Origin of the sequence: Streptacidiphilus jiangxiensis (assembly GCF_900109465.1) — a bacterium.
Classification (GTDB): domain Bacteria; phylum Actinomycetota; class Actinomycetes; order Streptomycetales; family Streptomycetaceae; genus Streptacidiphilus; species Streptacidiphilus jiangxiensis.
In genome coordinates, this window is record NZ_FOAZ01000004.1 from 1 (window position 1) to 24,489 (window position 24,489).

At 71.9% G+C, this 24,489-nt stretch carries 17 protein-coding genes and 1 rRNA gene; 13 read left to right on the top strand and 5 right to left on the bottom strand.

Annotated elements, in window-relative coordinates; translation table 11 throughout:
* Nucleotides 1-5 precede the first annotated feature (5 nt).
* Nucleotides 6-122 (top strand): 5S ribosomal RNA (gene rrf, locus BMY61_RS08980).
* A gap of 57 nt (nt 123-179) precedes the next feature.
* Here the strand turns inward: rrf and BMY61_RS08985 are convergent.
* A complete protein-coding gene (locus BMY61_RS08985; RefSeq protein ID WP_042441895.1) occupies nt 180-1,340 on the bottom strand; it encodes a benzoate/H(+) symporter BenE family transporter in 1,161 nt (386 codons plus the stop codon).
* Between the two features lie 36 nt (nt 1,341-1,376).
* Here BMY61_RS08985 and BMY61_RS08990 point away from each other — a divergent pair, with 36 nt between their 5' ends.
* Both BMY61_RS08990 and BMY61_RS08995 read left to right on the top strand, forming a co-directional pair.
* Nucleotides 1,377-1,943 (top strand): helix-turn-helix domain-containing protein, encoded by a 567-nt coding sequence (locus tag BMY61_RS08990; RefSeq protein WP_042441894.1) that lies wholly within the window; start codon nt 1,377-1,379, stop codon nt 1,941-1,943.
* Nucleotides 1,944-2,011: 68 nt separating this feature from the next.
* On the top strand, nt 2,012-2,896 hold the full coding sequence (locus BMY61_RS08995; protein WP_052438259.1) for a phosphatase PAP2 family protein: 885 nt from the start codon (nt 2,012-2,014) through the stop codon (nt 2,894-2,896).
* On the opposite strand, the gene BMY61_RS09000 is transcribed toward BMY61_RS08995, so the two are convergent.
* Together BMY61_RS09000 and BMY61_RS09005 are read right to left on the bottom strand one after the other, a co-directional pair.
* On the bottom strand, nt 2,877-3,446 hold the full coding sequence (locus tag BMY61_RS09000; protein WP_236655813.1) for a GPR1/FUN34/YaaH family transporter: 570 nt from the start codon (nt 3,444-3,446) through the stop codon (nt 2,877-2,879). The two genes, BMY61_RS08995 and BMY61_RS09000, sit on opposite strands and share 20 nt — an antisense overlap.
* Nucleotides 3,447-3,644: 198 nt before the next feature.
* Complete coding sequence (locus BMY61_RS09005; RefSeq protein WP_052438258.1) at nt 3,645-6,251, bottom strand: cellulase family glycosylhydrolase; 2,607 nt, start codon at nt 6,249-6,251, stop codon at nt 3,645-3,647.
* Nucleotides 6,252-6,406: 155 nt separating this feature from the next.
* On the opposite strand from BMY61_RS09005, the gene BMY61_RS09010 reads away from it, so the two are divergent.
* Complete coding sequence (locus BMY61_RS09010) at nt 6,407-7,192, top strand: DUF817 domain-containing protein (RefSeq protein ID WP_042441893.1); 786 nt, start codon at nt 6,407-6,409, stop codon at nt 7,190-7,192.
* A gap of 26 nt (nt 7,193-7,218) precedes the next feature.
* Here BMY61_RS09010 and BMY61_RS09015 read toward each other — a convergent pair whose 3' ends face one another.
* Nucleotides 7,219-9,897 (bottom strand): SpoIIE family protein phosphatase, encoded by a 2,679-nt coding sequence (locus tag BMY61_RS09015; protein WP_042441892.1) that lies wholly within the window; start codon nt 9,895-9,897, stop codon nt 7,219-7,221.
* Nucleotides 9,898-10,171: 274 nt separating this feature from the next.
* On the opposite strand from BMY61_RS09015, the gene BMY61_RS09020 reads away from it, so the two are divergent.
* The 9 genes from BMY61_RS09020 to BMY61_RS09060 all read left to right on the top strand — a co-directional run bounded on the left by BMY61_RS09020 (nt 10,172) and on the right by BMY61_RS09060 (nt 23,562).
* Nucleotides 10,172-14,812: a HAMP domain-containing protein gene (locus BMY61_RS09020; RefSeq protein WP_425314678.1), complete on the top strand. Its 4,641-nt coding sequence runs from the start codon at nt 10,172-10,174 to the stop codon at nt 14,810-14,812.
* Nucleotides 14,813-15,191: 379 nt separating this feature from the next.
* Nucleotides 15,192-15,842: a response regulator gene (locus BMY61_RS09025; protein WP_042442031.1), complete on the top strand. Its 651-nt coding sequence runs from the start codon at nt 15,192-15,194 to the stop codon at nt 15,840-15,842.
* A gap of 110 nt (nt 15,843-15,952) precedes the next feature.
* Nucleotides 15,953-18,718, top strand: a complete 2,766-nt coding sequence (locus BMY61_RS09030; RefSeq protein ID WP_042441891.1) for an FtsK/SpoIIIE family DNA translocase — start codon at nt 15,953-15,955, stop codon at nt 18,716-18,718.
* A 292-nt stretch (nt 18,719-19,010) separates the two neighbouring features.
* Nucleotides 19,011-19,838, top strand: a complete 828-nt coding sequence (locus BMY61_RS09035; RefSeq protein WP_042441890.1) for a helix-turn-helix domain-containing protein — start codon at nt 19,011-19,013, stop codon at nt 19,836-19,838.
* A 193-nt stretch (nt 19,839-20,031) separates the two neighbouring features.
* On the top strand, nt 20,032-21,507 hold the full coding sequence (gene rimO, locus BMY61_RS09040; RefSeq protein WP_042441889.1) for a 30S ribosomal protein S12 methylthiotransferase RimO: 1,476 nt from the start codon (nt 20,032-20,034) through the stop codon (nt 21,505-21,507).
* Complete coding sequence (gene pgsA / locus BMY61_RS09045; protein WP_075003825.1) at nt 21,504-22,163, top strand: CDP-diacylglycerol--glycerol-3-phosphate 3-phosphatidyltransferase; 660 nt, start codon at nt 21,504-21,506, stop codon at nt 22,161-22,163. The genes rimO and pgsA overlap by 4 nt, the downstream gene beginning before the upstream one ends.
* Nucleotides 22,160-22,651 (top strand): CinA family protein, encoded by a 492-nt coding sequence (locus BMY61_RS09050; protein ID WP_042441888.1) that lies wholly within the window; start codon nt 22,160-22,162, stop codon nt 22,649-22,651. Before pgsA ends, BMY61_RS09050 begins: the two co-directional genes overlap by 4 nt.
* 191 nt (nt 22,652-22,842) lie before the next feature.
* On the top strand, nt 22,843-23,193 hold the full coding sequence (locus tag BMY61_RS09055) for a helix-turn-helix domain-containing protein (protein ID WP_042441887.1): 351 nt from the start codon (nt 22,843-22,845) through the stop codon (nt 23,191-23,193).
* Between the two features lie 117 nt (nt 23,194-23,310).
* Nucleotides 23,311-23,562, top strand: a complete 252-nt coding sequence (locus BMY61_RS09060) for a hypothetical protein (RefSeq protein WP_042441886.1) — start codon at nt 23,311-23,313, stop codon at nt 23,560-23,562.
* Here BMY61_RS09060 and BMY61_RS09065 read toward each other — a convergent pair.
* Nucleotides 23,544-24,377 (bottom strand): NAD(P)H-binding protein, encoded by an 834-nt coding sequence (locus BMY61_RS09065; RefSeq protein WP_042442029.1) that lies wholly within the window; start codon nt 24,375-24,377, stop codon nt 23,544-23,546. The two genes, BMY61_RS09060 and BMY61_RS09065, sit on opposite strands and share 19 nt — an antisense overlap.
* Nucleotides 24,378-24,489: the final 112 nt, after the last annotated feature.

The window sequence follows — 24,489 nt, forward strand, 5'->3', positions numbered from 1 at the left end:
CGTGTTTCGGTGGTCATAGCGTGAGGGAAACGCCCGGTTACATTCCGAACCCGGAAGCTAAGCCTCACAGCGCCGATGGTACTGCAGGGGGGACCCTGTGGGAGAGTAGGACGCCGCCGAACAACTTTTACAGTGAAGCCCCCTGACCATCGGTCAGGGGGCTTCACTGCGTTACGGACTCACATCAGCAGCCGCAGGGCGAGACCGGCCGCGAGTGCCCAGACCGGCGCCCCGACCCCGTAGGCCGATACCCCGGATGCAGCAACGACGAAGGTGAGAACCGCTGCCTCGCGTCCCTTCTCCTCCGCGAGGGCGGCGGCGAGTGCGGAGCCGAGCGTGGGGAGCAGGGCGAGACCGGCGATCGCCTCGACCAGCTGGGGCGGGGCCTGGGTCAGCAGGGCGGCGGAGACGCCGGCGGTCAGGCCGAGCAGGATGTAGCAGGCGCCCGCCGTCACGGAGGCGATCCAGCGGCGACCGCGGTCCGGGTGGGCGTCGGGGCCGGCGCACAACGCGGCGGTGATCGCGGCGAGGTTGACGGCGTAGCCGCCGCCGAGGGCCGTCGCGGTCGTGGTGAGACCGGTGGCCGTCAGGACGGATCGGATCGGCGGGTCGTAGCCGAAGTGACGGAGCACGGCGATGCCGGGGATGTTCTGGGAGGCCATGGTGATGACGTACAGCGGCACGGCGATCCCGATCACCGCCGACCAGGTGAGCGTCGGTGTCGTGAGGGTGACCCGCGGCAGCAGGGAGTCGGCGGTGCCGCCGAGGTGCAGGGGGGTGCGGACCGCGAGGACCACCAGCAGCGCCACGAGAGCACCCGGGGTCGCCCACCGGCGTGCCCAGCGCAGCAGAAGGGCCCACACGGCGAGGACCGGCAGCATGAGGCCGGGCAGGTGGAAGGCGGCCTGGACGGGGGCCAGACAGAGCGGCAGCAGTACGCCGGCGAGCAGCCCGGTGGCCAGCCCCGTCGGGATGGCGGCGACGAGCGAGCTGAGCCGGGGCCAGAGACCCGTCAGGGTCAGCAGCAGTCCGCAGACCAGGAACGCGCCCACCGCCGCCCGGTAACCGCCGGCCGGGATGCCGGCGCTCGCCAGCAGCGCGGCGCCCGGCGTGGACCAGGCGATGCTGATGGGTTGGCGGTGACGCAGGCCGAGCCAGACCGCGAGGCCGCCCATGCCGAGGCAGAGCAGCAGCAGGCCGCTGACGGCCTGGTCGCGGTCGGCGCCGACGCCGCGCAGGCCCGTAAGGACCAGGGCGAAGGAGCTGCTGAAGCCGACCACGGCTGTGATCAGTCCTGCGGTCAGTGGTTGGACGGGTATCCGTCCCGGCGAGTGTTCCATAAACGGAACGCTATCGGGCGCGAGATACTCGGGGCCATGGAGAATTCCGGGCCCTGGTCGGCGGAGGCCGCCGTAGCGACGGGCGGACGTATCCGTGCGCTGCGTGCCCAGCGCGGGATCAGCCTGTCCGAGCTGGCACGGCGGGCAGGGGTCGGCAAGGCCACGCTGTCCGGCCTGGAGACGGGCACCCGCAACCCCACCGCCGAGACGCTCTACGCGATCGCCGGACAGCTGGGCGTCCCCCTGGCGATGCTGTTGTCCACGCCGGGAGGGCCGCTGAGCGTCCCCGAGGTGCGTGGCACGGCCGTCGCGGCGCAGTTGTTGGAGGCCTTCCAGGACGGCGGGGTCAGCACGGAGCTCTACCGTCTGGAGATCCGGCCGGGCGTGCTGCAGACCTCGCCCGCCCATCCGGCCGGCGTGGTCGAGTACCTGACGGTGTTCTCCGGCACGGCCCAGGTGGGCAGGGTCGGGGAACCGATCGTCGTGCGCGCCGGGGAGCACGCGTCCTGGGACTCCGACACGCCCCACACCTACGCCGCGCTCGGCGACGAACCGGTCCGGGCCTCGCTGCTGATCCGCCACCCGCTGGAGCCGGTGGGCTGAATCCGACCCGGCGCGCGCATCGTCACAGGTAGGCACTACGGTGAGCGCATCGAAAGGGGGTCGGCGCCGTGCAGAACCTGACGCTGGACTGGCAGTCGGCGGGCACGCTGGCGGTGGCGGCCTTCGGGGCGTCGCTGGCCGCGCGGCGCGTCGGCTCGCCCTCGCCGCGGCGGGTCAATGTGGGGCTCGTGCTGCGTGAGGCGGCGACGGTGATCGCGCTGTTCGCGGTCTGGCAGTACGCCGGCCAGCTGTCGGTGATGAGCACGGACGGTGCCTTCTCCCGGGGCCAGGCGATCTGGGATGCGGAGCGGTGGCTCCATCTGCCCAGCGAGGCGACTCTGCAGAACTGGGTGCTGCCGCATCCGTGGTTGGCGCAGGCGGCGAACTACTACTACGCGTCGATGCACTTCGGCGCCGTCATCGTGATGCTGGTCTGGCTCTTCCTGCGACACCGGCAGGCGTATCCGTGGGTGCGCATGTCGCTGGTCCTGGTCACGGCCTGGTCGCTGCTGGTGCAGCTGATACCCGTGGCCCCGCCGCGGCTGCTGCCTGGCAGCGGCATGGCGGACCTGGCGGTCCAGTACGGGCAGTCCGTCTACGGGACGACGATCGGTGGGCTGCAGGCCGACTCGTACTCGGCGATGCCGTCGGTGCACGTGGCCTGGTGCGTGCTGGTGGCCGTCGCGGTGATCAAGGTGAGCAGCAGCCGGTGGCGCTGGCTGGTGATCGCCCACCCGCTCCTGACGGTGGCCGTCGTCGTGGTGACCGCGAACCACTACTGGCTGGACGGGGTCGCCGCGATCGCGCTGCTGCTGCTGGCCTATCTCGTGCAGTGGTACGCGGCCCGGTTGCGGGCCGCGTACCTGCTGCGCCATGCCCTTGCAGGCGAGGCGGAGGCTCCCCTCGGGTCTCCGCCCGCCCCCGTGCGATCGGTCAGCGGACGGGGAGATTGAGCCCGGCCCAGCTGCTGCCGCCGAGCGAGACCGTCGCCGCGTACCAGGAGAGCAGGCCTGCGACCGCGGCCACCCAGCCGGCCGTCTTGTCGAGGCCGGAGCTGCTCGCGAAGGCGCCGACCGCCCACAGCACCAGGGCGACGGTGAACAGACCGTAGACCCCGCGGAGCAGCAGGCTCGCGCCGCGCCACTGCGATGCGGTGAGCGCGAGTGCCAGCAGGGCCCAGAGGATGAAGAAGAGTCCGGCCGCGTTGGCCGACGAGGGTGAGGTCTCGGCGGCGACGACCCAGAGGGCGCCGAGGCCGGCGAAGGCGGTTCCGGTGGCGTTGCTGCCGGCCCGGAACTCGACCAGCCCGCAGATGAACAGGGCGATCCCGCCGACCCAGAAGGTCAGGGCGTGGGTGTCGGCGGCGGTGGTGTTGTGGATGACGCCGGTGGAGACGATGCCGTAGGCCAGGAGGGTGAGGCCGAGGGCGAGGTAGCCGAGCGATCCTGCTGCGGCACCGAGAGTGAGGGAGCGGTTGTTTGCCACCGCGGCTTCGTTGCTCACGGGGGCTCCTTTCACTGGTGATGCTGGTCGACGGTCGGGTCGGTTTCCGGCCGCCGGTGTCCGACAACTGTCCAGTACCCGACAGTGACGGGGCGTCAACATACCGTAATCAGAGTGATATCGAGCAATTCCGAAAATCTGCCGCAGAGGCGCTGGTGACGGGTGTAAAGGGCGTGTCCGATCGATGGCCGGGGCGCCTCAGCCGATGGACAGGCGGTAGTCACCGGCTGCACAGCCCGTGACGCGCCACCCGCCGGGCACCTGGTGCACGGTCAGCTGGGTGAGTCCAGTGGCGGTCGGCGTCGGTTTGGTCGTGCCGGGGTACCAGACGTCGAGGGTGCAGGCCGGGCCGGTCGTCGTCGCGAGCGGGGCCACACCGGTGAGCGAGAAGGCGCCGCTGACGGTGTCGGAGGTCAGCGCGGTGAGGGTGCCGGGGGCGGTGCGCGGGTAGGCGCGGGACAGTACCGCGACGGTCCCCGCCGAGGGGGCGACGTCCTTGCCCGTCGCGCAGTCGACGCCGACGAGGTTGCCGACCACGGTCGCGTGCTGGTCGCTCTCGGGGCTGCCGCAGGCCTGCTTCCAGACCCAGTAGGCGTCGCCGATCCGCGCCTGGTCCTCGGCGGCGGCGAAGCGGTGCAGCATCGCCGGGTTGCCGGCGGGGTCCGCGGGGCTGCCCGTGGTGGACGTGGTGGAGCCGAACCAGCCCCACTCACCCGCCCACAGTGGCATCCCGTAGACCTTGGCCTGCTGTTCGGCCAGTGCGAAGCCGCGCTCGACGGATACCAGCGTCAGGCCGAGCGACTGGTCCATGGTGATCGACTCGCTGTACAGGTGCGGTGCGAAGACCAGGTAGGGGTCCGTGCTGAAGCCGCGCGGCGGCGCGGCGTCGAAGCCGAGCCCCGACCAGAGGACGCTGGGCTCGATGAAGACCAGGTGCGGGAAGCCGCCGGTCGCCTGCCGTTCGGCGGCGCGGATCGCCTGGACGGCCCGGTTCTCGTAGGCGCCCAGCAGCACGGAGGAGGTGGCCGGAGCGTCGTCGCCGACGCCGGGCTCGTTCAGCACGCCGTAGCCGGCGACGGCCGGGTCGTTGGCGAAGGTGCGTGCCACCAGGGACCAGGTGCGGACAAGTTCGCTCTGGATGCCGTCGGTGTCGTGGTAGAAGGCGCTGAACGCACGGGTGTTGGCGGGGGTGAGGTCGCGGCTGAGGGCCTGGCAGCGGGAGGCGCCGTCGATGAGGGTGGCCCAGGCGGGTGCGCCGTCGTAGCCGAGGGAGGGGGTGCTGCCGCTCGGGCAGGTCGTGCCGGCGGGTGCGGCGAGGGCCGGGCCCCAAGCGTCCTCGTGCATGTCGATGTCGGTGTAGAGGCCGTGCCGGGCGGCCATGGCGACGGTGGCCTTGATCCGGTCCAGGTAGGCCTGGTCGAACTGTCCGCGGCTGGGCTCCAGCGCCGACCAGGAGACGTCGAGCCGCACCACGTCGAAGCCGAGGGCCGCCATCCGGGCGAAGTCGCTGTCGCCGAGCGGGCGGACGGCGGCCCGGCCGGGCGTCGGCGGGGCGGCGTAGTCGACGAGTTGGTTGACGTTGACGCCGCGCAACAGCACCTGGCGGCCGTTCACGTCGCTGATCAGGGCGGGCGCGGTCGTGGTGGCCGGTCGGACGGTGAGCGCGGGCAGCGGCGCCCCGGCGGTGGCGCGGGCACCGGCGTCGACGACGGGTGTGGCGGTCGCCGTGCTGGGGGTGGCCTGGGCCAGCAGCCAGGAGCCGAGAGCCAGCGCGGTGGCCGAGGCGAGGACCGTCGCGATGCGGCGCCGCTGCCCGGAGATCACCTCGAGCAGGCGGCTGATCAGCAGCAGTGTGGGGACGACGCCCCAGCCGAAGGCCACGCCGAGGGAGAGCCCGGTGCCGATGCGGAGCCCCGCGTCGGGGATCACGAACAGGTCGGTGCCCTGGAGATCGCGAGGCAGCGCGAGCAGGGTCTGCACCACTCCGGCGGCCGCGCCGCCGCCGAGGGCGGCGAGCCAGCCGCCCAGCAGCAGGTCGGCCGGACGGGTGTAGTCGAAGCGCCGCGAGGACCGGGCGAGCAGGATCGCGCCCACGATCGCGGCCGTCACCAGCTCCACGGCGAACCGTGCGGGTCCGAGGTCGAGCCCGAACGGCTGGCGGCGCAGGCTCAGTTGCTCGCCGTAGAAGGCCGCGGCGGGGGAGCCCTCCCAGAGCATCGGCCCGACGAGCGGGCCGAGCAGGGCGAGCGGCAGCGCCGTGCCGGTGAGGCACCAGCGCCACCCGTAGTGCGGCTGCGCCGACAGGCGGCGTCGCTTCGGCTCCTCGGGCCGGGGCCGGTACCGGTGCGCGTAGGCGCCGAGCACGGCCGGGATCCACCCGATCAGTGCGACCCGCGAGGCGGGCAGTCCGCAGTCCCACAGGGCGGTCGCGACGAGCGTCCGGGCGCCCCCGTGCACGCCTGCACCGGCGGTCTCGGCGACCATCTGGGCGAGGCGCGCGAGGGCGGTGGCGAGGACGGTGACGCCCCACAGCCGGAACACCATCCGCTTGCGTCCGGTGCTCTCGGCCGCGCCGCGGAAGGAGACGGCGGTGCCCCACGCGGTGACCAGCACCAGCACGGGCAGGAACACCGCGACCCCGGCGACGGACCAGAGCCCGCGGAGGGGCGTCACCTGGAACGCGGACCACGGCAGTGGTGCGAAGAGCGAGGTGGGATCGGCATAGGCGGCGGCCGCGCAGACCGCGACCAGCGAGCCGGCGGTGACGACGGCTGCGAACGGGGCGCGGCGTGAGGGGCGGGACACGCGGCCGATGCTAGGGACGCGCGTAGGCGCGCAACAGGGGTCACTCCTGTCTCACAGCAACTCGGCGTGCCCAGACCCGGACAAGCCGGGGCGACCCGGCTGTGAAAGTTTGGCGCAGGGAACCGGGCTCGTGGTCCTCGCCGTCCTGGGCTGTCATGACTGCTCTCGGGCAACTCTTCCGTTTCGGCTGGACCCAGGCGCAGTGCTGCGCGTTCTCGGTTCTGCTCTTCGCCGGCATGGCCGCTGTCCGCCTCGCCCCGGCGCTGCCGCTCGCGCGCTACGACCTGCTCCTCGCCTGCGGCATCGCGCTGACGGCGCTGATGTGGACGCTGGGCGTCGAGTCCGGCCGCGACGTGCTGGCGGTGCTGGCCTGCCACGTGCTGGGGCTGGCGCTGGAGCTGGTGAAGGTCCACGTCGGCTCCTGGAGCTACCCCGAGCACGCCCTCACCAAGCTCGCCGGGGTCCCGCTGTACAGCGGCTTCATGTATGCGGCGGTCGGCAGCTACGTCTGCTGCGCCTGGCGTCTCCTCCGCCTGCGCGTCACGGGCTACCGCCCGCTCGCCGTCCCGCTGCTCGCGGCCGCGCTCTTCGTCAACTTCCTCACCGACCACTGGCTCCCGGACGTCCGCCTGCCTCTCGCGGCTCTTCTTGTCGCGGCGCTGTGGGGTACCACGGTCCGTTTCACTGTCGGCGGCCGCGACCACCGCATGCCGCTGACGCTCTCCTTCGTCCTCATCGGCTTCTTCCTCTGGCTCGCCGAGAACATCGCCACCTTCCTCGGCGCCTGGCGCTACCCGTACCAGCGTCACGGCTGGCAGCCGGTCTCGACCCACGAGTGGGGCTCCTGGACCCTGCTGATCGCCGTCCTCTTCGCCCTGGTGCGCCTCTTGGCGCCGGGAGCGCAAGAGAGGAACGGGCGGCGTGTCCGAGCAGCCCGCTGACGCGGGAGGACTGAGGGCCGGGCTCGTCAGCGCGCCTGGGGTGCCGGGGCGCCCAGGACCCGTAGGGCCAGGATCGCCATGTCGTCGGAGGCGGGGTCGGCGGCGAAGCGTTCCACCGCGCGCAGGACGCGGGTGGCGACGGCGCCGGCGGTGAGGCCGGTGCAGGTGGTCAGGACGGAGGCGAGGCCGTCGTCGCCGAGCATGCGGGGTCCGTCGCGGCGTTCGGTGATGCCGTCGGTGACGCAGAGGAGGACGTCGCCGGGGTCGAGGACGAGGGTCTCCGTCTCGAGGTCGAGCTCGTCGAGGACGCCCAGCAGCGGCTGCGGCGAGGCTGCGGGGGTGACGGTGCCGTCGGGGCGCAGGCGCAGCGGCAGGGGGTGGCCCGCGCAGACGGTGCGCAGTTCGACGGTGCCGTCCTCGCGCGGGGTCATCTCGCCGTAGAGGAGGGTGAGGAAGCGGCCGCGGTCGCCCTCGTCGAGGATGGCGGCGTTGAGACGCTGCAGCACTTCCGGCGCGGAGAGACCCTCGCGGGCGAGCAGCCGCAGCGAGTGGCGGGCCAGGCCGGTGACCGAGGCGGCCTCGGGGCCGGTGCCGCAGACGTCGCCGATGGCGAAGCCGTAGGTGCCCTCGCGGATCGGGAAGATGTCGTAGAAGTCGCCGCCGACCTCGTTGCCCTCGCCGGCCGCGCGGTAGATGACCTCGACCTCGACGCCGGGCACCCGCGGCACCGCAGGCGGCAGCAGACTGCGCTGCAACGCCCGTGAGGTGGCCGTGCGTTCGAAGTAGAGGCGGGCGTTGTCGAGGGCGAGCGCGGCCCGCCGCGACAGGTCCTCGGCCAGCTCCAGGATCTCGCGGCGGAACTTCTCCTCGGCGGGCTTGCCGAGCGTCAGCATGCCGATGACGCGGTTACGGGCGACCAGCGGCAGCACCACGGTGTCGCCGCCGACGGTCGCGACGGTGGCCAGCGCGGTGCGCTGGGCCGCGGTCTCGCCCGCGCCCTGGGTGCGGGCGCGCAGGGTGGCACGCAGCGCGGCGTCCTGGGCGGCGTCGGTGGGCGCGGGCCACTCGCGCGCGCCGGGCGTGTTCAACGGCTCCGGGGGCGCGATGCGCTCCAGCAGGGCGCGCAGACCGTCGATCTGCTCCTCGTCCTCGTGCAGGACGTAGGCGAGCTCGGGGACGGAGGGGTCGACGCCCGTGTAGGTCGTGTAGACGGCGCACCAGGAAGCGAGCGTCGGCACGGTCATCTGTGCGACGAGCGCGAGGGTCTGGTCCCGCTCCAGCGTGCCGGCCAGCAGGTCGGAGGCCTCGACGAGGAACGACAGTGAGCCGCGTCGCAACCGCTCCAGCTCCGTCAGCCGGGCGCTCTCGACGGCGAGAGCGATCCGGTCGGCGGCGAACTGCAGCCGCAGCGCGTCGTCGTTGCGGTACTGGCCCGGTGACTGCGCGGCGACGCCGAGGGAGCCGGTGAGGCGGCCCTCGACCTTGAGCGGCACCGTCACGACCGAACGCAGACCGGTGCCACCGAGCAGCGGCACCGCGCCGGGGGAGTCGGCGAGGTCGTCGTGGACGGTGGGCAGCCGGGCGGAGTCGTAGCGGCCGACGCCGGACTCCACGGGCACCCGGGCGAAGCGCTGTCGGCCGGACGGCAGTCCGCAGCTGGCGCGGACCTCCAACTCGGTCTCGTCGTCGGTGGCGAGCAGCAGGTAGGCGGCGTCGCCGTCGAGCAGGTCGCGGGCGCGCTCGACGGTGCGCTGGAGCAGGCCGTCGAGGTCGTCGGGCGCCTGGCCGCCGGTGAGCGGGCCGAGGAAGGCGTCGAGGGCGGGGCCGTCGGCACGGGTGCCACCCTCCGCGCCACCCCCCTTGGCGGCGCGCGAAGGGGTCTGCAGCACCGCGCGCTCCTCCTCGCGCACGAGCAGGCAGACGGTGGAGGGGTTGCCATGGGTGTCACGCACGCGCAGGTGCGCGCCGTAGACGCCGAGCAGGCGGCCGTCGCCGCGCCGCATCGCGTAGCTGCCCTCCCAGCGCGACAGCCGCAGCGCCTCGTCGACGCCGAGACTGGTGCCGGGCGTCTGCGGCCACGCGGCCAGCTCCGCGAAGGGGCGGCCGACGGCCTTGACGGCGGGGTGCTGGAAGAGCAGCTCGGCGTCCTGGTTCCAGGCGGAGACCAGGCCTTCGCCGTCCACCTGCACGACGGCGACGTGGACCTGCTCCTCGGCCTCGGGCAGCTGCGCGTCGGGGGTGACCGGGCCGGCGGCGCGGGTGCCGGTGGGGCGTGCGGGCAGGTCGAGGGTGAACCAGACGCGCTTGTCGGTGGCGGTGTAGTCGACGCCCCAGCGCGAGGCGAGCGCCGCGCACAGCAGCAGGCCGCGGCCGCCCTCGCGCTCCAACTCGGCGGTGGGGGCCGGGCCCTCGTCGGCGCCGGGGTAGATGGGCAGGGCGCGGCGCGGGTAGCGGTCGCCGACCTCGATGCGAACCTGCTCGCCCTGGCGCAGCAGTTCGACCAGGGCGGCGGTGCCCGCGTGCACGACCGCGTTCGTCACCAGTTCGCTGACCAGGACGACGGCGTCGTCGACGACCTCGCCGAAGCCCCAGCCCTGGAGCGTGTCGCGGACGAAGGCGCGTGCGCCGGCGACGGAGCGGCCGACGGGTTCGAACGTGGCGGCGGCCCGCGCGGTGGCCTCACCCACGAGCGCCTCCTCCTTCATCTGGGCTGCCGGGTCACTGGGACAAACACCGACCCACGCCGCCAGGTTACTGATCCGCGGTACCACTTGGGGAGCTAAGCCGGTACGTTCGGTGACTCGATCTGCACCTGACAGGCAGGGTCGGACCAGGTGACGCGGTTCAGCGGAGCCGATACCCGTCCACGGCCCTCCCTCAACCCGTCGCGGTCGTTAGATTGTGTGGAAGCGTCCCACGCGCGGCAATCAACGCAACTCTGGAGGCACGCCGGTGGATTCGAGCAGGGCGACGGCGGTCGTGGCGAAGCCCGGCGGCACGCGGCCACCGCGCCGCAGCGGCCCCGGCGCGGACGCGGCCGATCTGCGCAAGCTGCTGACCGCGCTGACGGCCATGCGCGACGGCAACTTCCGCAAGCGGCTGACCGTGCCCGGGGACTCGGTGATCGCGGAGATCGCCGCGGTCTTCAACCAGGTCGCCGAGCGCAACCAGCACCTGACCGGGGAGTTGGCCCGGGTGCGGCGCGCGGTGGGGCGTGAGGGCCGGCTCGGCGAGCGGCTGGAGGTGGGCTCCTGCGAGGGCGCCTGGGCGACGGCCATCGACAACTCCAACGCGTTGATCGACGACCTGGCCCGACCGATGGCCGAGGTCGGCCGGGTGCTCGGCTCGATCGCCGAGGGCGACCTGCAGCAGCGGATGGAGCTGCGCGCGCTCGGCCCGGACGGCGGTTCGCACCCGCTGCGCGGCGAGTTCCTCAAGGTCGGCCGGACCGTCAACGGCTTGGTCGAGCAGCTCTCGGAGTTCACCGACGAGGTGACCCGGCTCGCCGTCGAGGTCGGCACCGAGGGCAAGCTGGGGGGCCAGGCGCGGGTGCGCGGCATGTCGGGCTCCTGGAAGGACCTGACCGACTCGGTCAACATGATGGCCAGCCGGCTGACCGCGCAGGTGCGCGACATCGCGCTGGTCACCACGGCCGTCGCCAAGGGTGACCTGTCGCGCAAGGTCACCGCGCAGGTCGCGGGCGAGATGCTGGAGTTGAAGAACACCGTCAACACGATGGTGGACCAGCTCTCCGGCTTCGCCTCCGAAGTCACGCGCGTGGCGCGCGAGGTGGGCACCGAGGGCAAGCTCGGCGGCCAGGCGCAGGTGCCGGGCGTGGCCGGCACCTGGAAGGACCTGACCGACAACGTCAACCTGATGGCGGTCAACCTCACCGACCAGGTGCGCAGCATCGCCCAGGTGACCACCGCCGTGGCGCGCGGCGACCTGTCCCAGACCATCGAGGTCGACGCCCGCGGCGAGATCCTCGAACTGAAGAACACCATCAACGCGATGATCGGCCAACTCTCGGCGTTCGCCGACGAGGTGACGCGCGTCGCGCGCGAGGTCGGCACCGAGGGCATCCTCGGCGGCCAGGCGATGGTGCCCGGTGCCGCGGGCGTGTGGCGCGGCCTGACCGACAACGTCAATCTGATGGCGTCGAACCTCACCTTCCAGGTGCGCAACATCGCGACCGTCGCCACGGCGGTCGCGCGCGGTGACCTCACCCAGCGGATCACGGTCGACGCCCGCGGCGAGATCCTGCAGCTGAAGACGGTCCTGAACACGATGGTCGACCAGCTCTCCGCTTTCGCGGACGAGGTGACGCGGGTCGCCACGGACGTGGGCACCGAGGGGCGTCTGGGCGGTCAGGCGCGGGTGCCGGGGGTCTCCGGCACCTGGAAGGACCTGACCAACTCGGTCAACCTGATGGCCAACAACCTGACCAACCAGGTCCGCAACATCGCCGAGGTCACCACGGCGGTGGCGCGCGGCGACCTGTCCAAGAAGATCACCGTCGACGCGCGCGGCGAGATCCTGGAGCTGGTCACCACCGTCAACACCATGGTCGACCAGCTGTCCGTCTTCGCCGACGAGGTGACCCGGGTGGCCCGCCAGGTGGGCACCGAGGGCATCCTCGGCGGCCAGGCGCGGGTCAAGGGCGTCGAGGGCATCTGGCGCGACCTGGCCGAGAACGTCAACGGCATGGCGTCCAACCTCACCTTCCAGGTGCGCAACATCGCCCAGGTCGCGACGGCGGTGGCCGGCGGCGACCTGTCGAAGAAGATCACCATCGACGCGCAGGGCGAGGTCGCCGCACTGGCGGACACCCTCAACACGATGGTCGACCAGCTCTCCGGCTTCGCCGACGAGGTGACCCGCGTGGCCCGCGAGGTGGGCACCGAAGGCATCCTGGGCGGGCAGGCGCGGGTGCCGGGCGTGGCCGGCATCTGGAAGGACCTGACCGACAACGTCAACCTCATGGCCGACAACCTGTCCGGCCAGGTCCGCAACATCGCCCAGGTCACCACGGCCGTCGCCAAGGGCGACCTGACCCGCAAGATCGACGTCGACGCCCGCGGCGAGATCCTGGAGCTGAAGACCACCATCAACACCATGGTCGACCAGCTCTCCGCCTTCGCCGACGAGGTCACCCGCGTCGCCCGCGAGGTCGGCACCGACGGCCGCCTGGGCGGCCAGGCCCGCGTCCCCGGCGTCGCCGGCACCTGGCAGGACCTGACCGAGTCCGTCAACGAGCTGGCGGGCAACCTGACCCGCCAGGTGCGCGCCATCGCCCAGGTCGCCACCGCGGTGACCCGTGGCGACCTGAGCCTGCGGATCGACGTGGACGCGGCCGGTGAGCTCGACGAGCTCAAGGACAACATCAACCAGATGATCGCCAACCTGCGCGAGACCACCCGGACCAACCAGGAGCAGGACTGGCTGAAGACCAACCTGGCCCGGATCTCCGGCCTGATGCAGGGCCGCCGGGATCTGGAGGCGGTCAGCTCGCTGATCATGAGCGAGCTGACCCCGGTGGTCTCCGCCCAGCACGGCGCCTTCTTCCTGGCCATGCCGGCGCTGCGCAACGAGATGACGGTGGACGCGGGCGAGGAGGCGATCGAGCACGACACGGTGCTGCGGCTGATCGGCTCCTACGGCTACCAGCGCCGGGCCATGCCGACCTCGTTCCACCTGGGGGAGGGGCTGGTCGGGCAGGCGGCGATCGAGAAGAAGCCGATCCTGCTCAAGGACGCCCCGCCCGGATACCTGAAGATCGCCTCCGGGCTCGGCGAGGCCGCGCCGGTCAACGTGATCGTGATGCCGGTGCTGTTCGAGGGCCGGCTGCTGGGCGTGATCGAGCTGGCCTCGTTCAACCCGTTCACCAAGATCAGCATGGACTTCCTGGACCAGATCGCCGAGATGATCGGCGTCACCGTCAACACCATCGCGGTCAACACCAAGACCGAGGGCCTGCTGCTGGAGTCCCAGCGCCTCACGGCCGAACTGTCGATGCGGTCGGCGGAGTTGGAGGCCCGGCAGGAGGAGCTGCAGCGCTCCAACGCCGAGCTGGAGGAGAAGGCCGAGCAGCTCGCGGTGCAGAACCGCGACATCGAGATCAAGAACTCCGAGATGGAGGAGGCCCGGCAGGTGCTGGAGGAGCGCGCCGAGCAGCTCGCCCTCTCCACCCGCTACAAGTCCGAGTTCCTCGCCAACATGTCGCACGAGCTGCGCACCCCGCTCAACTCGCTGCTGATCCTGGCCAAGCTGCTCTCCGACAACGCCGACGGCAACCTCAGCCCCAAGCAGGTGGAGTTCGCCGAGACCATCCACGGCGCCGGCTCCGACCTGCTCCAGCTGATCAACGACATCCTGGACCTGTCCAAGGTCGAGGCGGGCAAGATGGACATCCGTCCGGCCCGGATCGCGCTGGTGCAGCTGGTCGACTACGTCGAGGCGGGCTTCCGGCCGCTGACGGCGGACAAGGGCCTGGACTTCGCCGTCCGGGTCTCGCCGGAGCTGCCGGTCACCCTGCACACCGACGAGCAGCGGCTCCAGCAGGTGCTGCGCAACCTGCTCTCCAACGCGGTCAAGTTCACCGACTCCGGCGCCGTCGAGCTGCTGATCCAGCCCGCGGGCGGCCCCGGCGGCGAGCACCCGGTGCCGCAGGCGATCCGCGAGCAGCTGCTGGAGTCCGGCGCGATCGCCGACCCGGAGGAGCCGCTGATCGCCTTCTCGGTCACCGACACCGGCATCGGCGTGCCGCAGAACAAGCTGGGGGAGATCTTCGAGGCGTTCAAGCAGGCCGACGGCACCACCAGCCGCAAGTACGCCGGCACCGGCCTCGGGCTCTCCATCTCCCGTGAGATCGCCCGGCTGCTCGGCGGCGAGATCAACGCCGAGAGCGAGATCGACCGGGGCTCCACCTTCACCCTCTACCTGCCGTTGCGCGAGGCCGCCGAGAACGAGGCCGTCGCTGCCGACGGCCACGGTCAGGCCGGGGTGAGCCCGGCGGAGCTGTGGGCCCAGGAGGTCATCGAGGCGGCCCACGAGCGCCGTCGCGCACCTTCCGTCCAGACCGGCGGCTCCCACGCGGGCTCCGCCGACCGGTTCGTCGCTCCGGCCCAGGTCGCCGCGCCCGCGCCGGAGCCGACCTCCCTGGCCCGTCCGGAGGAGATCGAAGCCGGGGAGCAGGAGGGGGCGCGCGAGGGGACATTCGCGCCGTTCTCCGGCCGGTTCAGTGGCGAGAAGGTGCTCATCGTCGACGACGACATCCGCAACGTCTTCGCGCTCACGAGCGTGCTGGAGACGTACGGGCTCTCGGTGCTGTACGCGGAGAACGGGCGCGAGGGCATCGAGGTGCTGGAGCAGCACGAGGACGTCGCGCTGGTGCTGATGGACATCATGATGCCGGAGATGGACGGCTACGCCACGACCGAGGCGATCCGCTCCATGCCGCAGTTCGCGGGTCTGCCGATCATCGCGCTGACGGCCAAGGCGATGAAGGGCGACCGGGAGAAGAGCCTGGCCGCCGGGGCGTCCGACCACGTCACCAAGCCGGTCGACACCGACCACCTGCTGGGGGTGATGGAGCACTGGCTGCGGGCCAGGCGGCCCTGAGGGCCGATCGTCCAGGCGTGCACGGGACCGGGGCATATGCGTCGCACACCGTGCGCGGGACGGTTGGCGGGGGTGGACGAGAGGGCATCTGACCGGAGCCTGATCTCCCGTGATCCCCCAACGGTCCGTCAGTACCGAGTTGTCCCCACTCGTCAGGGTGGTGGCTCGGTGGCACAGGAACGGGATAAGGTCACTCGGCGTTGCCAACGGTGCTGGGACGGTGACCGGAGGCGGGCAGTTCACCGGGTGCGGGCAGTGAGGTGCGGCTAGCATGACCGTCGGCAGGACAGTGGTGGACACACGGGTGACGTACGAATCCGACACGTACCGCGGCGCGGCCGCGCCCGCGGTGGGGGCGGCGCGAGGAGGGCAGGCCAAGGTGCAGAAGGCCAAGATCCTCCTGGTCGACGACCGGGCGGAGAACCTGCTCGCGCTGGAGGCGATCCTCTCCGCGCTCGACCAGACCCTGGTCCGGGCCGGCTCCGGCGAGGAGGCGCTCAAGGCGCTGCTCAACGACGACTTCGCGGTCATCCTGCTCGACGTGCAGATGCCCGGCATGGACGGCTTCGAGACCGCCGCCCACATCAAGCGCCGCGAGCGCACCCGTGACATCCCGATCATCTTCCTGACGGCGATCAACCACGGCCCGCACCACACCTTCCGCGGTTACGCGGCCGGCGCGGTGGACTACATCTCCAAGCCCTTCGACCCGTGGGTGCTGCGAGCCAAGGTCTCCGTCTTCGTCGAGCTCTACATGAAGAACTGCCAGCTCAAGGAGCAGGCCGCGCTGCTGCGTCTGCAGCTGGAGGCCGGTCAGGGCCCCGGCGCCGGGCTGCTGTCGGAGCTCTCGGCCCGGCTCGCCGCCGTCGAGGAGCAGGCCGAGGCGCTCACCAAGCAGCTCGCCGAGGGCACCGACCAGGCCGCCGTCGCCACCGCCACGCACCTGGAGCGCCGCCTCGCCGGTCTGCGCCGCGCCATCGACGCCCTCGAGCCCGGCAACCCGAACCGGAACGGCACGACGGACGCCTGACGGCGTGTCGCGCTTGACGGGCGGCCCTTTCCCGCCCGTGCCGCGACACGACCGGAGCAACCTCGTGCAGCACGTGTTGCGCCCCTGCCCACGCTAGTAATCTGAACGCCATGGCCACACGCACGTCCGGAAGCGGTTCGTCCACCCGAGGCGCGGGGACGGCGAAGAAGGCCACACCCGCCAAGGCGCCCGCGAAGAAGGCCGCGGCGAAGGCACCCGCCAAGAAGGCCGCCCCCGCGAAGAAGGCACCCGCCAAGAAGGCGGCGCCCGCCGCGCCTCCGCCGAGGCCACCGAAGCCGATGGCCTACCGTGCCGTGCGCGGGAGTTGGCTCGGCGTCGCCAACGGTGTCGGCGCGGTCGCCCGGGGCTTCGGCAACGGCGCCAAGAACCTGCACCCGGCCCACCGCAAGGACGGGCTGGCGCTGCTGCTCATCGCGCTCGCGCTGCTCATCGCCGCGGGCTCCTGGTCCGACCCGCAGGGCTGGCTCGGCATCGCCGTCACCGACGTGGTCAAGGGTGCCTTCGGCAAGCTCACCGCCGTCGTGCCGGTGCTGCTCTTCGGCATCGCCGTCCGGCTGATGCGCCATCCGGAGCGGCCCGAGGCCAACGGACGGATCGTCATCGGCCTCGGCGCGCTGACCGTCGGCGTCCTCGGCCTGATCCACATCAGCTACGGCGCGCCCAGTCTGTCGGCCGGTGCCCCGCGCATCCGCGAGTCCGGCGGGCTGATCGGCCTGGCCGCCTCCCGCTGGCTGATGGCCGCCGCGGGCCCCGCGCTCGCCGTGCCGTTCCTGACGCTGGTCTCCTTCTTCGGGCTGCTGGTCGTCACCGCCACGCCCGTCAACCAGATCCCGCAGCGGCTGCGGCTGCTCGGTGAGCGGCTCTCGATCGTCGAGCCGCGCCCCGACGCCTACGGTCACTTCGACGAGGAGGCCGGGCTCGACGGGCTGGACGGCCTCGACGGGATCGGCTTCGGTGACTTCGAGGGGGAGCCCGGCACGCCGGAGGAGCGCGCGGTCCTGGAGGCCAAGCGCAGGCAGATGGAACGCGACGGCGAGACCGCGCCGCGCCGTCGCCGCCCCCGCCGCCGCGTGGGCACGGCCGCCCCGGACGGGGAGCAGCCGGACCCCTTCGACACCATCGGCGTCGCCGCCGCGGCCGCCGCCGAGCTCGACGGCGCCGTCATGCACGGCGTCCAGCCCTCGGCCGCGCTGGCCGACATGCTCGGCCGCGTCAAGGACCGCACCCCGCCGTCCGACCTGCCGGTCGACGTCCCGCCGATGCCGGACCACGCGCCCGAGGCGCCGGTCCCGGCCGCGCGCACCGAAGCCGCCGACCACGAGCGGGGCGCCGCGACGCCGGACGACGCCATCCCGCCGCTCCGCTCCGAGCAGCTGAAGCTGCCCGACGGCAACCACTACCGGCTGCCCTCGGTGGACCTGCTGACCCGCGGTGGCCCCGGCAAGGCCCGTTCCAAGGCCAACGACGACGTGGTCGCCTCGCTCATGGGTGTCTTCGCCGAGTTCAAGGTCGACGCCGCGGTCACCGGCTTCACCCGCGGCCCGACGGTCACCCGCTACGAGGTCGAGCTCGGCCCGGCGGTCAAGGTCGAGCGGATCACCGCGCTCGCGAAGAACATCGCCTACGCCGTCGCCAGCCCCGATGTCCGGATCATCAGCCCGATCCCGGGCAAGTCCGCGGTCGGCATCGAGATCCCGAACACCGACCGGGAGATGGTCAACCTCGGCGACCTGCTGCGCTCGCCGGCCTCCACCAGCGACCCGCACCCGATGCTGGTCGGCATGGGCAAGGACGTCGAGGGCCAGACGGTCATGGCCAACCTCGCCAAGATGCCGCACATCCTCGTCGCCGGCGCCACCGGCGCCGGCAAGTCCTCCTGCATCAACTGCCTGATCACCTCGGTGCTGATGCGGGCGACGCCGGAGGAAGTGCGGCTGGTCCTGGTCGACCCCAAGCGCGTCGAGCTCACCGCCTACGAGGGCGTGCCGCACCTGATCACGCCGATCATCACCAACCCGAAGAAGGCCGCAGAGGCGCTCCAGTGGGTCGTCCGCGAGATGGACCTGCGCTACGACGACCTGGCCGCGTTCGGCTTCCGCCACGTCGACGACTTCAACCGCGCGGTGCGGGCCGGCAAGGTCCAGCCTCCGCTCGGCAGCGAGCGCGTGCTGCAGCCCTACCCGTACCTGCTGGTGATCGTCGACGAGCTCGCCGACCTGATGATGGTCGCCCCGCGCGACGTCGAGGACTCGATCGTCCGCATCACGCAGCTCGCCCGTGCCGCCGGCATCCACCTGGTGCTCGCCACCCAGCGTCCCTCCGTGGACGTCGTGACCGGTCTGATCAAGGCGAACGTGCCCTCCCGACTCGCTTTCGCCACCTCCTCGCTCGCCGACAGCCGCGTCATCCTCGACCAGCCCGGCGCCGAGAAGCTGATCGGCAAGGGCGACGCGCTCTTCCTGCCGATGGGCGCCGGCAAGCCGGTGCGCATGCAGGGCGCCTTCATCACCGAGGAGGAGATCGCCGCCGTCGTCGAGCACTGCAAGGCGCAGCTCCAGGCCGAGTACCGCAGCGACGTCACGGTCGGTTCGGGCCCGAAGAAGGAGATCGACGAGGAGATCGGTGACGACATGGATCTGCTGATCCAGGCCGCCGAGCTGGTCGTCTCCACCCAGTTCGGCTCGACCTCGATGCTGCAGCGCAAGCTGCGGGTCGGCTTCGCCAAGGCGGGCCGGCTGATGGACCTGATGGAGTCGCGCGGCATCGTCGGTCCGAGCGAGGGCTCCAAGGCCCGCGACGTACTGGTGCAGCCGGACGAGCTCGACGGGGTTTTGCTCACCCTCCGGGGGGAATGAGCGCGCGTACGCGTATCCGTTCGGTTCTGCTGGTCGTTGTCAGGACCTGGCGGGAACCATCGTGCGCGCTTTTGCGTGTCGACTTCCGACACTCCGTCAACACGTGCCTCAGCGGTGCGCGGAAGGTCCTGATAACGATCAGGACGCAGAGCTTCCCTTTCGGCCGAATCCCGGTTGAGCGGGGCTCAGACCCGCCCCCTAGACTGGTGTTTCGACGGCGTTCCCGGGGGGTCGCGACTTCCTTGCGAAGCCCCTGAGAAGCCTGGCCGCCCACGTTCGAAAGGCGCCCCTTGTGACCACCGGCACGACCGCCACCGGATCGACCGAACCCCTCGCGAACGAGCCCTCCATCGGTCAGGTGCTCGGTAACGCTCGCGTGGCCGCCGGGCTGACCGTCGACGAGGTCAGCGCCGACACGCGGGTCCGCGTGCCGATCGTGCAGGCCATCGAGGAGGACGACTTCAGCCGCTGCGGCGGCGACTTCTACGCCCGCGGCCACATCCGCGCGCTGGCGCGCGCGGTCGGCGTCGACGGCGAGGAGCTGGTGCGTCGCTACGACGCCGCCCACGGCGGCGCGCCGCAGGACGCCAAGGTCCCGCTGTTCGAGAACGTCGGCGACCGCCGCATCTCGGCCGAGCGCCGCCGCCCGAACTGGACCGCGGCGATGGTGGCCGCGATCGTCGTGGTCGTCGCCGTGATCGGCTTCAACCTCGCCCAGTCGGGTCCGCACTCGACCCCCGCGGCGGCGAACACCCCCTCCGCGGCGGCCACCCCCTCGATCGGCCCCGTCCTCCACCCGACCCTCCCGTCCTCCTCCCCGGCCCCCGTCAAGGGCAGCGCGATCGCGGCGGCCCCGGCCGGCAAGGTCACGGTGAAGCTGCTGGCGCAGAACGGCGACAGCTGGATGATGGTCAAGGACGGAACCGGCCAGGTCGTCTTCGAGGGCGATCTGGCCCAGGGGCAGAGCAAGACCTTCACGGACAACAAGCAGCTCAAGCTCGTCTTCGGCAACGCCGGCGGCGTCCACGTCTGGGCCAACGGCAAGGACCTCGGCACCGCCGGCGGCGACGGCCAGGTCGTCAACGTGACCTACACCCCGGGCGACCCGGTCGCCGGCTGACCTTTCGGCAGTCGGCGCGGTTGCACCATCAGGGGCGCGGGGAACTGCGCGAGCAACCACCCGGGGCGGATGGCCCTGCACGTTCAGGACCATCCGCTCGTCGGTGGCGTGTCGCGCAGTTCCCCGCGCCCCTGTTGGGCTTCTCTCCTGCCCAATGCTCAGGCTTCCGGAAAACCTCGGTAACCTTGGCGACATGCCCGAACGCCGTACAGTCGCTCTCGTCACCCTTGGATGCGCCCGCAACGAGGTGGATTCCGAGGAACTCGCCGGGCGGCTGGAGGCCGACGGGTGGGAGCTCGTGGCCGACGCCGCCGATGCGGACGTCGCCGTCGTGAACACCTGCGGCTTCGTCGACGCCGCCAAGAAGGACTCCGTCGACGCCCTGCTGGAGGCCAACGACCTCAAGGGTCATGGCCGCACCCAGGCCGTCGTCGCGGTCGGCTGCATGGCCGAGCGCTACGGCAAGGAGCTCGCCGAGGCGCTGCCCGAGGCCGACGCCGTGCTCGGGTTCGACGACTACGCGGACATCACCGAGCGTCTGCAGACCATCCTCTCCGGCGAGAAGCACATCTCGCACGTCCCGCGCGACCGCCGCAAGCTGCTGCCGCTCTCGCCCGCCGACCGCCAGTCCGCCAAGGACGACGTCGCGATCCCCGGCCACGGCGAGACCCCCGAGCAGAAGATCGACGACCTGCCGGAGGGCCTCGCGCCCGCCTCCGGCCCGCGCACGCTCCGCCGCCGCCTCGACGACAACCCGGTGGCGAGCGTCAAGCTCGCGTCCGGTTGCGACCGCCGCTGCAGCTTCTGCGCGATCCCGGCCTTCCGCGGCAGCTTCGTCTCCCGCCGTCCCTCGGACGTGCTGAACGAGACCCGGTGGCTCGCCGAGCAGGGCGTCCGCGAGGTCATGCTGGTCAGCGAGAACAACACGTCCTACGGCAAGGACCTCGGCGACATCCGCCTGCTGGAGACCCTGCTGCCGGAGCTCGCCGCCGTCGAGGGCGTGGAGCGCGTGCGGGTCAGCTACCTGCAGCCCGCGGAGATGCGGCCGGGCCTGATCGACGTGCTGACCTCCACCGAGAACGTCGCGCCCTACTTCGACCTCTCGTTCCAGCACTCGGCGCCGAACGTGCTGCGCCGCATGCGCCGCTTCGGCGACACCGACCGCTTCCTGGACCTGCTGGACCAGATCCGGGCCAAGGCGCCGGAGGCGGGGGTCCGCTCGAACTTCATCGTCGGCTTCCCCGGCGAGACCGAGCACGACCTGGCCGAGCTGGAACGCTTCCTCACGGGCGCGCGTCTCGACGCCATCGGCGTCTTCGGCTACTCCGACGAGGAGGGCACCGAGGCCGCCGGCTACGACGGCAAGCTCCCCGAGGACGAGGTCGCCGAGCGCCTCGCGCGCTTCAGCCGCCTCGCGGAGGAGCTGACCTCGCAGCGGGCCGAGCAGCGGATCGGCAGCACGATCCGGGTGATGGTCGAGTCCAACGACGGCGAGGACGGCGTGATCGGCCGCGGCGCGCACCAGGCGCCGGAGACCGACGGGATCACGATCCTGCTCGGCGACGTCGAGGACCTCGCACCGGGCGACTTCGTCGAGGCGAAGGTCACCGCGAGCGAGGGCGTCGACCTGTACGCCGAGGTGACCGGGCCGGTCGGAGCGCGAGCGTGAATCAGACCTCGGGGGGCGGGGTCGCGAGAACCGGCACCGGCGCTCCTCCGGCCTCGGAGCCCGGTGACACCGGCGGTCAGGCGGGACTGTGGAACATCCCGAACCTGCTGACGATGCTCCGTCTGGTGATCGTCCCGATCTTCGCGGCGCTGTTGTTCGCTGACGGCGGACACGACCCGAAGTGGCGCGCCTACGCGTGGGCCGCCTTCGCGATCGCGATGATCACCGACCTCTTCGACGGCGAGTTGGCCCGCCGGATGGGTCTGGTCACCGACTTCGGCAAGATCGCCGACCCGATCGCCGACAAGGCGATCATGGGTACGGCCCTGATCGGCCTCTCCGTGCTGGGCGATCTGGCCTGGTGGGTGACGGTGGTGATCCTGGTCCGGGAGATCGGCATCACCCTGATGCGCTTCTGGGTGATCCGCTTCGGCGTGATCCCCGCCAGCCGCGGCGGCAAGATCAAGACGCTGACCCAGGGAATCGCGGTCGGCATGTACGTGTTGGTGCTGACGGGCCCGCTGGCGTCGGCACGCTGGTGGTTGATGGGCGTCGCCGTCCTGCTCACCGTGGTGAGCGGCCTCGACTACGTGCGCCAGGCGCTGGTGCTGCGTCGTGCGGGCCTGGCGGCACGCGCCGGGCAGCCGGCGGCGTGAGCGCCGAGCGGGCGCTCGCGGAGCTGGTCCGCGTGGGCGCGACCCTCGCCGTCGCGGAGTCGCTGACCGGCGGCCTGCTGGCGGCGGAGTTCGTGGCCGTGCCGGGCGCCTCCAAGGCGTTCCGCGGCTCGGTCACCGCTTACGCCACCGAGCTCAAGGGTTCCGTCCTCGGGGTGGATCCGGAGTTGCTGGCCGCGCGCGGCGCGGTCGACCCGGACGTCGCCGCGTCGATGGCCCGCGGCGTCCGTCTGCTGATGGGTGCGCATTTTGCGCTCGCGACGACGGGCGTGGCAGGACCGGACCCGCAGGACGGTCAGCCGGTCGGCACGGTCTTCGTGGCCGCATCATGGACCACCCCCGCCGGGGAGAGTGGAGAATCCGTCTCTGCCCTACGCCTGTCAGGGGATCGTGCCACAATCCGACGCAAGGCGGTTTCGGCCGCCGTGGACTTGCTCGTCAGCGTACTGGAGGGCAAACCGGTGGGTTAGGAACGCCGTTCCCACCGGGAAGAACACAAGGGATGGGCCGGAAAGATTCGCGGACGATACCGCGAACAACAGGGGAGGGGCCATGGATGCAGCCCAGAGTGAACACGACCAGGCTCCCCGCACGTGATGCGGGGCAGGCGGTACGGTGGGGCTGTGAGGTTCCGAGCCGCGGTCCAAGGAGGGAGCAACCGATGATCCTGCTCCGTCGTCTGTTGGGTGACGTGCTGCGTCGGCAGCGCCAGCGCCAGGGCCGCACCCTGCGCGAGGTGTCGGCTGCCGCGCGGGTCTCGCTCGGCTACCTCTCGGAGGTCGAGCGCGGACAGAAGGAGGCCTCGTCCGAGTTGCTCTCCGCGATCTGTGACGCCCTGGACGTGCGCATGTCCGAGGTCATGCGAGAGGTCAGCGACGAGCTCTCGTTGGCCGAGCTGGCCGCCGGTGAGGCGGTCCGTCCGGCCCTGCTGGAGCCCGTGCCGGTACCGCCGGCCGAGCGTGTGCCCTCGCTGGTGCCCAAGTCCAGCGCGATGGACGTCGTCGCGGCGTAACCGCTGCCGCGTCGTGTCAGCCCCTCTCCCGAGCCCCGTGTGGCCCAGGGGAGGGGCTGTTCTTGCTGCGCACGCATACGCTGAGGCTGGTTCCGTTCCCCGTGCGGGAGGAGATCGATGCTCTCGATACCCCGGCGCAGGCCGCTCGTCTGGGCGCTGTGCGCGGTGCTCAGCGCCGCCGCATGGGCGCTGCTCCTCACCGGCGCGCTGACCGGCCGTGAGACGGCCGGGGTCGGCCTGCTGTTCGCGGGCGGCTGGAACGTGAGCCTGCTACCCGTCCACGCGCGCCCGTGGGCCGCGCGGCGCGATCGCCACGCGGCCCCGACGGAACAGGTCCCGCCGCAGGAGCCTCAGAACGCGGAGGCGTGATCGCGCACCCAGGAGTGGAAGCTCCGCGCCGGACGGCCGGTCACCTTCTCGATGTCCGCCGTGGTCGGGACCTGCCGGCCGACGGAGCCGGCCCACAGGGTGAGCATCGCGTCCAGGATCGGCGCCGGCACGTGGGCACTCAGGGCCTGCCGCACGGCCTCCACCGGCAGCTCCTGGTAGCTCAGCGGGCGACCCAACGCCTCGCCGATGATCCGCGCCTGGTCGGCGTGGGTCAGCGATTCGGGTCCCGTCAGCCAGTAGATCTGCCCGCCGTGCCCGTCCTGGGTGAGCGCGGCCACCGCGACAGCGGCGATGTCCGCCTCGTGGACCGGCGCAGACGCGGCCTCGGCGTAGGCGCCACGCACCACGTCCCCGGCCTTGGTCTGGCCGGCCCACATCAGCGTGTTCGCGGCGAAGACCTGCGGCCGCAGGAAGGTCCACTCCAGCGAGGAGCCGCGGAGCGCCTGCTCCGCCTCGTGGTGGTAGGCGGCGATCAGGTCGCTCTGCGCCTCGGCGTCGTCGTCGACCGCGCCGGAGGAGAGCAGCACGACCTTGCGGACGCCGGCCTTCTCGGCCGCCGCGACGAAGCCCGCGGTCGCGCCCGGCACGGCGAACAGGAACACCGTCTCGACACCGGTGAGCGCCTGCTCCAGCGAGGCCGTGTCCGCGAGGTCCCCGGTGGCGACCTCCGCCTCGGCCGGCCAGGCGGAGTCCTGCGGGGCCCGGCTCAGCGCGCGGACCGAGTGGCCCTGCTCGACCAGCTGCTCCAGCACGTTGCGGCCGACGTTGCCCGTGGCTCCGGTGACCAGAATCATCGCGTTCCCCATTCGCAGATCCGTTGTTCCGCCGTCCTTCCTGGGCGGCAGAAGAGACACTAGGACCCGTTGCGGACAGGTCCGGTCCTCAAGGGACCGGAGGAGTCGAAGG